Origin of the sequence: Aeromonas media (assembly GCF_000819985.1) — a bacterium.
In the GTDB taxonomy this organism is placed as follows: domain Bacteria; phylum Pseudomonadota; class Gammaproteobacteria; order Enterobacterales; family Aeromonadaceae; genus Aeromonas; species Aeromonas media.
The window spans coordinates 20,139-31,048 of sequence record NZ_CDBZ01000083.1; the positions used below are offsets into that span (position 1 = coordinate 20,139).

General features: G+C 63.1%; 13 protein-coding genes. 9 read left to right on the plus strand and 4 right to left on the minus strand.

The window, feature by feature from the left end:
- The first annotated feature begins 52 nt into the window (after positions 1-52).
- Entirely contained in the window at positions 53-1,156 is a 1,104-nt protein-coding gene (locus BN1127_RS07165) for a beta-N-acetylglucosaminidase domain-containing protein (protein WP_042648990.1), read from the plus strand.
- A gap of 25 nt (positions 1,157-1,181) precedes the next feature.
- The gene (locus BN1127_RS07170; RefSeq protein WP_042648991.1) at positions 1,182-2,390 is read left to right on the plus strand and encodes a cation:proton antiporter; all 1,209 of its coding nucleotides are present in this window, start codon (positions 1,182-1,184) and stop codon (positions 2,388-2,390) included.
- Positions 2,391-2,466: 76 nt separating this feature from the next.
- Here BN1127_RS07170 and BN1127_RS07175 read toward each other — a convergent pair whose 3' ends face one another.
- Complete coding sequence (locus tag BN1127_RS07175; protein WP_042648992.1) at positions 2,467-3,099, minus strand: LysE family translocator; 633 nt, start codon at positions 3,097-3,099, stop codon at positions 2,467-2,469.
- A 163-nt stretch (positions 3,100-3,262) separates the two neighbouring features.
- Here BN1127_RS07175 and BN1127_RS07180 point away from each other — a divergent pair, with 163 nt between their 5' ends.
- From BN1127_RS07180 to BN1127_RS07190, 3 genes are all read left to right on the plus strand, one after another.
- On the plus strand, positions 3,263-4,885 hold the full coding sequence (locus tag BN1127_RS07180) for a methyl-accepting chemotaxis protein (protein WP_042648993.1): 1,623 nt from the start codon (positions 3,263-3,265) through the stop codon (positions 4,883-4,885).
- 160 nt (positions 4,886-5,045) lie between these two features.
- Complete coding sequence (locus BN1127_RS07185; RefSeq protein WP_042648994.1) at positions 5,046-5,576, plus strand: DUF1523 family protein; 531 nt, start codon at positions 5,046-5,048, stop codon at positions 5,574-5,576.
- Entirely contained in the window at positions 5,573-5,869 is a 297-nt protein-coding gene (locus tag BN1127_RS07190) for a winged helix-turn-helix domain-containing protein (protein WP_042648995.1), read from the plus strand. The genes BN1127_RS07185 and BN1127_RS07190 overlap by 4 nt, the downstream gene beginning before the upstream one ends.
- A gap of 102 nt (positions 5,870-5,971) precedes the next feature.
- On the opposite strand, the gene BN1127_RS07195 is transcribed toward BN1127_RS07190, so the two are convergent.
- Together BN1127_RS07195 and rihA are read right to left on the minus strand one after the other, a co-directional pair.
- On the minus strand, positions 5,972-6,442 hold the full coding sequence (locus BN1127_RS07195; RefSeq protein ID WP_042648996.1) for a hypothetical protein: 471 nt from the start codon (positions 6,440-6,442) through the stop codon (positions 5,972-5,974).
- 29 nt (positions 6,443-6,471) lie between these two features.
- Complete coding sequence (gene rihA / locus BN1127_RS07200) at positions 6,472-7,407, minus strand: pyrimidine-specific ribonucleoside hydrolase RihA (protein ID WP_042648997.1); 936 nt, start codon at positions 7,405-7,407, stop codon at positions 6,472-6,474.
- A gap of 174 nt (positions 7,408-7,581) precedes the next feature.
- Here rihA and BN1127_RS07205 point away from each other — a divergent pair, with 174 nt between their 5' ends.
- Positions 7,582-8,346, plus strand: coding sequence for an RluA family pseudouridine synthase (locus BN1127_RS07205; RefSeq protein WP_042648998.1), 765 nt, complete (start codon positions 7,582-7,584; stop codon positions 8,344-8,346).
- Positions 8,347-8,463: 117 nt separating this feature from the next.
- Here BN1127_RS07205 and udp read toward each other — a convergent pair whose 3' ends face one another.
- On the minus strand, positions 8,464-9,219 hold the full coding sequence (gene udp / locus BN1127_RS07210; protein ID WP_011705364.1) for a uridine phosphorylase: 756 nt from the start codon (positions 9,217-9,219) through the stop codon (positions 8,464-8,466).
- Positions 9,220-9,629: 410 nt separating this feature from the next.
- Between udp and BN1127_RS22060 the strand changes: the two genes are divergently transcribed.
- From BN1127_RS22060 to BN1127_RS07225, 3 genes are all read left to right on the plus strand, one after another.
- A complete protein-coding gene (locus BN1127_RS22060; protein ID WP_156139754.1) occupies positions 9,630-9,776 on the plus strand; it encodes a hypothetical protein in 147 nt (48 codons plus the stop codon).
- 133 nt (positions 9,777-9,909) lie between these two features.
- Positions 9,910-10,248, plus strand: a complete 339-nt coding sequence (locus BN1127_RS07220; protein ID WP_005325779.1) for an outer membrane protein assembly factor BamE — start codon at positions 9,910-9,912, stop codon at positions 10,246-10,248.
- A gap of 127 nt (positions 10,249-10,375) precedes the next feature.
- The coding region (locus tag BN1127_RS07225) for an NAD(P)H-binding protein (RefSeq protein WP_042649000.1) at positions 10,376-10,910 on the plus strand (535 nt) is incomplete at its 3' end.

Genomic DNA, 10,910 nt, shown 5'->3' on the forward strand with positions numbered 1-10,910 from the left:
GCCAATTCACGACAAGACGGTGAACCGGCGCCCGGCGAGAAGGGAGTGACCCATGCCTTATCAAACCCTGTTGTCTGGTCTGTATCCTCCCTCGCCCCGACTGGGGCTGATCGAGGGCTTCTTCGGCAAGGGCTGGAGCTGGGAGGCACGCGCCCGCTACGCCCAGTGGCTGCCCCGCCATGGTTATGGCTTCTACCTCTATGCCCCCAAGGAAGACGGCTATCTGCGCAAGCACTGGGCCGAGCCCTGGCCGAAGGAACAGCTCGCCCACCTGAGCCAGCTGGCCCGGCAGTGCCGCGACAACGGCCTCGCCTTCGGGGTGGGCCTGAGCCCCATGGGCGCCCATCACGACTACCCGCACAAACGCCCGGCCCTGCTCGAGAAGGTGCGCCTCATCGAGGAGGCGCTCCAGCCCGACATATTGGCGGTGCTGTTTGACGACATGAAGGGGGATACCCCGGATCTCGCCCACTGGCAGCTCACCATCGCCCACGACATCGCCGCCCACACCGGCGCCAGCCGTCTCATCTTCTGCCCCAGCTACTACTCGACGGACCCTGTGCTCGAGAAGGTGTTCGGCGCCATGCCACCCCACTATCTGACGGATCTGGGCCAGGGGCTGGACAAGCGCTTTGACATCTTCTGGACCGGCCCCCGGGTCTGCTCCACCGAGTACCCGGCCGCACACCTCAAACAGGCCGCCGACTGGCTGCACCGCAAGCCGTTCTTGTGGGACAACTACCCGGTCAACGACGGCAGCAAGGCGAGCAGCTTCCTGCACCTGCGTGCCTTCGAGAACCGCCCCGCCGAGCTGGCGGAGCTGACCGCCGGTCACGCGGTCAACCCCATGAAGCAGGCGGCGCTCTCGGTGCTGCCGCTCGCCACCCTGCCCATGAGTTATCGACTCGGCCGCCAGTACGACCCGGACAAGGCGCTGCACGCCTCCCTCAACGCCACCTGCGGGCCGCAGATCTCCGCCATGATCCAGGCCGATCTGCCGCTGTTCCAGGACATCGGCCTGGCCCAGCTCACCCCGGAGCAGATCATCCACCTCAAGAGCCGTTACCTGCCGTTCCAGGATCAGGCCTGCGTGGGCGAGATCCTGCGCTGGCTGGCGGGGGAATACGTGTTCGATCCGGACTGCCTGACCGACTGACCCCCTTATGTGTTGAGGAGAGGGTATGGATGCATCCCTGATTTACCAGAATCTGGCGGTGATCGCCGCCTTCTTGCTGATCTACAGCCTGATTGCCGGGCGGTTTGAATCCCGTCTTATCAACGGCCCGCTGCTGTTCATGCTGGTGGGCTGGCTGCTGGGACAGGGCGGCGTTGGGCTGCTCTCCCTCTCCATCAACAGCGAAGGGATCAAGCTGCTGGCCGAGCTCTCGCTGGTCATCGTGCTGTTCAACGACGCCGCCAACACCAACTGGCAGGTGTTGCAGGCCAACAGGCAACTGCCTATCCGGCTGCTGCTCATCGGTCTGCCCCTCACCCTGGTCTGTGGGGCCCTGTTCGGCCACTGGCTCTTCCCCGACTTGCCGCTACTGGAGATGGCCATCCTCTCCACCATTCTCGCCCCCACCGATGCGGCGCTGGGCAAAGCCGTGGTGAGCAACCCGGTGGTGCCTGCGCCGGTGCGCGAAGGGCTCAATCAGGAGAGCGGCCTCAACGACGGCATCTGTGTGCCCGTGCTGCTCCTGCTGCTCGCCCTCATCGCCCCCACCGAACAACATGCGGGCACCGCCACGCTGGCCATCACCCTGATGCTGGAGGAGATAGGCATAGGTCTGCTGGTCGCCTTCGTGCTGACCAGCCTCACCATCCGGCTGTTCAAGGCCTCCTACCTGAACGGCTGGCAGTTGCCACTCTGGCGCCAGCTCACCATGCCGGGACTGGCCCTGCTCTGCTTTGCCCTGGCCCAGACCCTGGGGGGCAGCGGCTTCATCGCCGCCTTCGTGGGCGGCCTCTTGATCGGCCGCAGGCTGGGGGAACACAAGCACGCCTACATGGACAGCTGCGAGGGGTACGGGGATCTGCTCTCCGTGGTGATCTGGATGGTCTTTGGTGCCACTCTGCTCCCCACGTTGCCCGAGCTGATGCAGTGGCAATACTGGCTCTATGCCGTTGCCAGCCTGACCCTGCTGCGGATGGTACCGGTCTGGCTCAGCCTCATCGGTACCGGCCTCAAGCCGGAGCTCAAGCTCTTTATCGGCTGGTTCGGGCCGCGGGGCCTTGCCAGCATCGTCTTCGCGGTGATGGTACTGCAAAACCAGCCGGCGCTCATCGGCCAGCGCCCCATCATCGCCACCGTGCTCTGCACCATCATCCTGAGCGTCATCCTCCACGGCCTGACCGCCAATCCCTGGGTCGAGCGCTTCAAGCCTCGCTGATCCCCAACCTGCACTCATGAAAAATGCCACCGACCGGTGGCATTTTTACCTTATTGCTGCACGTCAGCGATGGCACTCAGCCGAAGGCCAGCCAAACGCCGACAAACAGCATGAGCGAGCCCGCGATCCGGTTCATCAGGGTCACGTTGCCGCTCCTGGCGAGGAAGTGGCGCAGGGTGCGGCCACCGCTCGCGTAAAGCAGCAGGCAGGAGAACTCGATGAGGAGGATGAGCACCACCAGGGCGCTGATCTGTGGCACCATCGGCTTGGCCGCATTGATGAAGGGGGGCAGCAGGGAGACCATGAAGGCCCAGCCCTTGGGATTGGCGATGGCGGTGACGAAACCCTGCAGCGCCAGCCCGAGCGGCCTGGTCTCCTGCCCGGCCGAGAGATCAGCCGGAATCGCCATCTTGCCCTTGGCCTGCCACATCTGGATGCCGAGCCAGACCAGATAGGCACCGCCCACGTACTTGAAGGCCGAAAACAGGGCTGGATAGTTGAGCATGACGGCCGCCACCCCGACCACCGACAGCACGGAGACCAGGCCGACGCCGATGAGCTCCCCCCACATCATGTGCAGGGTGCGACGCACCCCCAGGCTCATGCCCAGGGTCATCGCCAGGGTCATGCACATGCCGGGGGTCACGGAGACAAAGAAGAACGTGGGAACAAAGAGCGCCAAGATGGCGGGATCAATCCAGTGGGACACACTACACCTCCAGGTAACAAGCAGACGATCTTGCCTATCACACTCTTTTAACACAAGAAAAACCTTTGCGTTCAGCAAGAATTCAGCATTAAAAACCCTGTGACAAGGATTGTCGCACCTGTGTAAGATGCGGCCTTACTCCTCTTTCGAGTCAGGATATTTCATGTCTTTGAATAATCTGTCCATTCGTCTGCAAGTTCTCATTCCGCTACTGCTAGCCAGCCTGCTGATGCTACTCATGGCCGTGGTCAGCAAGCAGGAGATCGACGGCGCCATCAGGGACATGAACAACACCACCGCCAGCGTCACCCGTCACAAGGACGACATCGCCGCGCTGATCCACGCCACCTACCGGCTGCGCACCAACGCCATCTACGGTCTCTACGATAAGGCCCGCTTCGCCGAGCTGCCCGGCACGCTGAATGCCGCCGAGCAGGAGATAAGCGGCCTCTTGTCCCGGCTGGTGATCCCCGGTGCCGAGCAGGACAACAGCCAGGTAGCGGCGGCCCTGCAGGCCTATCTCGGCCACACCCGCAGCAACATGCTGCCACTGCTGGCCCAAAAGCATGGGGACGGGGTAGAACCCGCCGGCTATGAGCAATCCCGGCTGCGCTTTCGCGAGCTGGGGGAGCAACTCATCAAGCAGATAGACACCCTCTCTGCCCACATCAATCAGCTGATCCAGCAGGAGATAGCCCAGGAGCAGGCCCACTACCACGCCACCCTGCTGCAGACCCTGCTGCTGATGGCCGCCACCCTGGTCGCGGCACTCTGCGGCGGCTGGTGGCTCTCCGGTCGCATCGTCCAGCCCATCGGCCAGTTGCAGGAGGTGATGCACGCCGTCGCCCTCGGCCGCTTCAACGTGCGCGCCAGGGCAGAAGGCAACAACGAGCTGGGCCAGCTCGCCAAAGACATCAACCAGACCCTGAGCCAGCTTGGCAACACCATTCAGACCCTGACCGGCATCAGCGGCAACGTGGCCTCAGCCGCCACCGAGCTGGCCGCCGTCATGACCCAGTCCGAGGCCAACGCCCAGCAGCAGCGCAGCGAGACCGAGCAGGTCGCCTCCGCCGTCACCGAGCTGGCCAGCACCGCCGACAACGTCAACCACAATGCCGCCCTGGCCGACGAGCTGGCGCGGGACGCCAACAGCCGGGTCGAGCAGGGGCTGGCGCTGTTTGCCAAGAGCATCCAGGCCAACAGCCGCATGGCGGGCAGCCTGGAGAACGCCGCCACCGTGGTGGCGCGGCTCAAGTCCCAGTCCGAGCAGATCGGCAAGGTGATCGAGGTGATTCAGAGCATCTCGGAACAGACCAACCTGCTGGCGCTCAACGCCGCCATCGAGGCCGCCCGCGCCGGTGAAACCGGCCGTGGCTTTGCGGTGGTGGCCGACGAGGTACGCCTGCTGGCGGCGCGGACCCAGGACTCCACCAAGGAGATCCAGGCCATCATAGAGCAGTTGCAGAGCCAGTCCCTGTCGGCCAACAGCGGGGTGCAGGAGACCCTGGAGATCCTCGGCCACAACCAGCGTCTCTCCGCCGAGGTGCAAGACCTGCTGGGGGGCATCACAGAGGCGGTCAACCAGATCAATGGCGCCAATGCCCAGGTGGCCACCGCCGCCGAGGAGCAGTCCTGCGTCACCGCCGACATCAGCCGCAACATCACCAACATCCACGAGATAGTGAACCAGAACGTGGCCGGCATCAGCCAGAGCGCCGCCGCCAGTCACGAACTGTCACAGCTCGCCGAGCAGCAGCGCAGGCAGCTCGCCCAGTTCCAGCTGTAATCCTCCCCCCTCTCCTTGACAGACCCCGGGCCCGGCCCCGGGGTCTGTCCCCTCCCGTTTAAAACGGCTTTTTGCCCATAAGGCGTCATTAGGGGCTGGGCTGCATCCACAAATATGGGTATGGTAGAGGCACGTCATTCCCCCTCACCCAGAGAACACCATGAGCCTCAAGTTCAAGAAACCCGCTTTTATCGCGCTCGGCCTCGTCGCCCTGCTCTCCGCGCTCTGGCTCGACTTCTACCTGCCGGAACACACCATCGCCACCATCACCGGGGTCGAGGTGAAGCGCACCGACAAGGATGGTCCCATCAGCCAGAAGAACCCGGCCGACGGCCCCACCGTGGATGTCTATTACATCTACACCGAGCGCCCCGGCGAGAAGATCCGGGTGTTTCGCAACGAGGATACCCTCTGGGGCTGGCCCTTCTACTTCAAGTTCAACGCCGCCGACGTGCAGGCCAAGGCCAAGTCCATGGAGTTCGAGAAGCGCCTGGCCATCATCACCTCCTACGGCTGGCGCCTGAACATGTTCTCCCTCTTCCCCAACGTCACCAAGATAGAGAGCACCGAGCCCGACGCCTCCACCTGGAGCTTCTTCCGCTGGTTCTGGTTTGGCATCTGGGCGCTGGTGATGGGCAAGGCCGCCGTTGCCACCTGGCGTTACTTCGATCGCCTCGAGGACGAGATATGAGCGAGCCGAGCAAGACCCGCTCCAGCTTCTATCGGCGGCTCTACGTGGCTCACCTGATAAGCCAGGGCACGGATACAGTGCCCGCCATCATGGCCGCCACCGGCATGCCGCGCCGCACCGCCCAGGACACGCTCAGCGCCCTGGCGGAGCTGGACATCCTCTGCGCCTTTGAGCAGACCGAAGGGGCACGCCACCTGCAGGGGCACTATCGCATCAGCGACTGGGGCCCCATCAACCCCGCCTGGATAGCGTCCCAGCTCCCCGCCATCAAGCAGACCCTGGGTTATCCCTGAGAACCGGCAAACGTGGCTCGCCCCATCAGGCAGGGCTGGCAATAGACAAAAAGAGAGGGGAGCCCGTGGCTCCCCTCTCTTTTTGTCAGCAGGACGCGCCCCCTATTCCGGGAAGGGTTCTTCCGGCAGGGGTTCATCGGATTCCCCCTTGGTGCAATCGATGATGGAACGCTTGGGGTTGCCGGGGTCACGCAGCAGCAGGGGAGCCTCCCCCAGATCGTGTTTGCGCTCATCGGCAAACTCGCTGCCATAGGCGTTGTGGGTCAGCCTGCGCGCATTGGCGATGGGGGTGTCTACAAACAGGGCGTGCACCTCGAAGGTCGAGGCCGGGATCAGAAATCCGGTGATGGGCAGACCATGAAGCTCCTGGTGGGTCTTGTACCAGGCGAAACCGTCTGACGTCTTGTCCGGGGTGAAGGTCTTGAGCAGCGGGTGGGACGGCTCACCGCTCTCGCTGTCGAGGTAGAGATCGTCCAGATCGCAGGTCGCCAGCCCCTGCCACATCCTCTCGAACGGCGTGGCACAGGCCGTCAATTGCATACATGTCAGCAGCGCCAACGTCCCTTTCCACATGCCCAACCCCTTATTCGATGTCCGAGATCTCAGTCAAATGCCCTTAGACGCCCCACCAGCAGATCGATGAAGCCGACCCTGTCAAGCCCCAGCAGCACTCGCGCATTGGCCGGTCTACCGGTGAGCCCGTAGCGATCCACCACCGTCATCCCCACAGTATGCCTGCCCTGGGTCTCTATGCCGACCCAGCAATCCTGCCCATGGAAGAGCGCCGGTGCCAGCAACCAGGCGATGGTACAGGGGTCATGGAGCGGCGCGCCAGCAAATCCCCACTTGGGATCCCTGTGGTAGATCATGAAGAAATCGAGCAGGTCCGCCACGCACTGGGCCACCGGGTTGGGGATGGCACGCACCCGCGCTATATCCTCGTCCATCACCTGAGCCTGGTGGGTCACATCCAGCCCGCACAGGGTGATGGGAATGCCGGCGCTGAACACCATATCGGCCGCTTCCGGGTCCACATAAATATTGAATTCCGCCGCCGGGGTCCAATTGCCCGCCCCCGCCGCGCCGCCCATCAAGACGATGCGGCCAATCTTGGATTTCAACTCGGGGTGGGCCGCCAGCAGCAGGGCGATATTGGTGAGGGGACCGGTCGGCACCAGGGTGACCGGCTCCGGGCTCTCGCGCAGGCACTTGGCCATCAACTTGAGGCCCGTCATGGCCTGGGGTGCAAAGGCGGGATCTGGCAGCTTGGGGCCATCGAGGCCCGATTCACCGTGGACGTTGTCGGCGATGATAAGCTCCCGGGCCAGGGGTTTCGGCGCCCCCGCCGCCACCGGAATGTCGTGGCGACCGAGCAGGGTGAGGATGCGCAGGGCGTTGTTGAGGGTCTTGTCCGGGGTCTGGTTGCCCGCGCTGGTGGTGACCGCCAGCACCTTGAGCTCTGGGCTCGCCAGCGCCAGTATGAGGGCGATGGCATCATCGTGGCCGGGATCGCAATCGAGAATAACGGGCAACGCCATGGAGAGGATCCTTACGACATGACAGGGAGCCATACCTTAGCAAGCCAGCGCCGAATGAACTCGGGAAGGGGTCACAAAACAGCGTCGTCCTGCATTATCAATCACTTGCCACCAGGCACCCCAGGCAGGACCTGGCCAGCTCACGCCGATTCGCCCCGCGCCACCGCTTGGAGTATGATCGCCCCCCGTTTCCAGCCCGTGCGTCCCATGTCTGTTATCGTCGATACCTTCATCGCCCCCCCTTGCAATGCCCAAATAGAGGTCCTGTTCGAGGATGAACACCTGCTGCTCATCAACAAGCCGAGCGGCCTGCTCAGCCTCTCGGGCAAGAACCCGCAGAACCTCGACTCCGTCCACCATCGGCTGGTGCAGGATTACCCCGGCTGCACCCTGGTGCACCGCCTCGACTTTGGCACCTCAGGCCTCATGGTGGTGGCCAGAGACAAGGGCATCAACGGGATGCTGTGCCAGCAGTTCAGCCAGCGGGCGGTGAGCAAGGCCTATGACGCCCTGCTGTGCGGCCATCTGGCGGACGATGAGGGGGTGATCGAGGCGCCCATCGCCAAGGATCCGGCGATCTTCCCGCTGATGAAGATCTGCGCCAGCGGCAAGCCCGCGCGCTCCCGCTATCGGGTGGTGGAGCGACTGGTGCGCGAGAGTGCGAGGGGCGAGCCCTTGCCATTGACCCGGGTCAGCCTGGTGCCGGAGACAGGCCGCACCCATCAGCTGCGCATCCACAGTCAGTGGCTGGGTCACCCCATACTCGGCTGCGATCTCTACGGCGGTCTGGAGCTGCCGGGTTGTGAGCAGGCGCCACGGCTGATGCTGCATGCCAGCGCGCTGGATTTCGTGCATCCGGTGAGCGGCGAGCCGATGCAGATCCGCTGTGAGGCACCCTTTGAACAGGTGCTGGCCGCCATGACGGGGCAACAGGGGTAATGAGGAACAGGGAATAAAGGGGCAGGCAAGCAGAAGAGGGGCAAAGCGGTAAACGGCGGATAAAGATAGGGGCCGCGCTTTCGCAACGGCCCCCACCCCCCACTCGTGGTGGTGCTATCAGATCAGCTTGCGGGCAGCGCCCAGTACGATCTTGATGGCATCAGATTCGGTTTTCGCCATGGTCTCGGCGTTCGGGATTTCCTGCTGGGTACGGTTGACGATGACGCCAGCCACCATACCGGCGCGCAGGCCCTGGCTGGTGCACATGGTCAGCAGGGTAGCGGACTCCATCTCGTAGTTCAGCACGCCCATGGCTTGCCACTCTTTCATGGAACCCTGGAAACGGCTCACGACGCGACCGGATACGGTGTCGTAACGCTCCTGACCTGGGTAGAAGGTGTCGGAGGAGGCAGTCACACCGATGTGCAGCTTGGAACCCAGCTCTTTGGCAGTGTTGACCAGCGCGGTGGTGCAGTCGAAGTCGGCCACGGCCGGGAACTCCATCGGCGCGAAGTGCAGGCTGGCACCGTCGAGACGCACGGAACCTGTGGTGACGATCACATCGCCCACGTTCAAGTGCGGCTGGATGGCACCTGTGGTGCCGATGCGCAGGAAGGTGCGGATACCCAGTTGGGCCAGCTCTTCCACCGCGATGGAGGTGGACGGGCCGCCGATGCCGGTGGAGCAGATGATCACGGCCTTGCCGTCCATCTCGCCGCGCCAGGTAGTGAACTCACGATGGCTGGCCAGGTGCACAGGGTTATCCAACAGCTCTGCGATGCGCTTCACGCGCTCGGGGTCACCGGGAACGATCGCCAGGGTGGCGCCTTGCAGATCCGCTTTCTTCAAACCCAAGTGAAATACATCAGACATAGTGGACTCCTGGTTGCATCCCGCCGCCTCGCAGCCGAGCGCAGTTAAGGTGATTCTTTATGGTATTTTCGAGCCTGTTTCCCTCCATCGGGGAAGGCGCCAACTATGGTCGAAAGCGCTTTCCAATTCCTTGACGCGCTTCACACTTCCACGCATCCGAGGCGGTAAAAAACCGGCAAAACGTTTGCTAACCTGATGAATTTCTTGAAAAACGTTTTTACACAGAACAAGAGGCAAGCACCCTTGTCAATCCCCGCCTTGCCCCGGTTTTTCGGTACGCGATCGAGTTCATAAAGTTGTCAATCAGATACCATTGACCCCGCGTCATCCCCTTGACGCTGTATGTAGGTACCGCATACGACTTGATGACCCCCCATCATGGCGACATCCAGGGCCATGGGTAACCCGCCGTGAAAGATGAAAAACCTTTCTGGGGAAAACGACAAGCAGCACACTCCGGGATCAGGGTCGATGACCTCGATGCGCAGGCCGAGCACGCCCCCAAGCAGGCCTGCGGCTTCGCCGAGATCGTCGCCCTCTTCCGCGCCGCCATGTGAGGGGCTGTTGTTTGTCAGGGCCGCCACGCGGCCCTTTTTATTGGCAGGAGGATCAATGGCTTTTTACTTCCGCACGGGGAGTGGGTATGATTTGCCGAGCTAAAAAAGACTGTATGGATGATCTGAACCCGATATGCGGATGAAACACCTGATTGCCGCGGCCCTGACCGCCCTCACCCTGTCCGGTTGCAGCCTGGTCTATCGCATCGATATTCCTCAGGGCAACTATGTGGAACAAAAGCAGGTCGACAAGCTGCGCCAGGGCATGACCCGCGAGCAGGTCGAGTTCGTGCTGGGTTCTCCCATGCTGCGCGACGGCTTTGACCCCAACACCTGGTACTATCTCTATGAGTTCCAGCCAGGTCGTGGTGACAAGGAGCGCAAGGAGCTGACCCTGAACTTCGTGGGTGACAGACTCGCCACCGCCACGGGTGACTTCCCCCTCCCCGCCGCCTTCACCACCCCGCTCTGACAGCATCATAAAACCGGCCAAGGCCGGTTTTCTCTTGTCTGGCCTCCGATCGGGTTTCGCAGGGGCGCACTCCCTGAACCATGATCAAGGACGTCAACGCCCCTCATCATCCCCTCAAGGAGATCACATGAGCCAGATCCTGATCGCCGGGGCAACCGGCCTGGTCGGCCAGGCCCTCATCCGCCAGCTCGGCACTGAGCACCAGCTGACTCTGCTCTGCCGCCAGCCGGGCGAGGCTGCCCCCAACCGGCACTGGCTGCCGGTAGACTTCGAACGCCTAGACGAGGTGGCGCTACCCGGCCCCGTCGACATGGCCTTCTGCTGCCTCGGCACCACCCGCAAGGACGCCGGCTCCGATGAGGCCTTTCGCCGGGTCGATCACGACTATGTGCTGGCCTTTGCCGCCCTCGCCCGTCGCCACGGTTGCCGGCGCCTGCTGGTCGTCTCCAGCCTGGGGGCCAATCCGCGCGCTCCCGCCCTCTATCCCCGCACCAAGGGAGAGATGGAGCAGGCCTTGCTGGCCCAGACATGGCAGCGACTCGTCATACTGCGCCCCGCCATGCTGCTCGGCCATCGCGAGCCTTCGCGCCGCTCCGAGCAGCTAGTTCAAGCCATCTATCCCTGCATAAAGCCCCTGCTGCAGGGCAATGCTGATCAGTTAA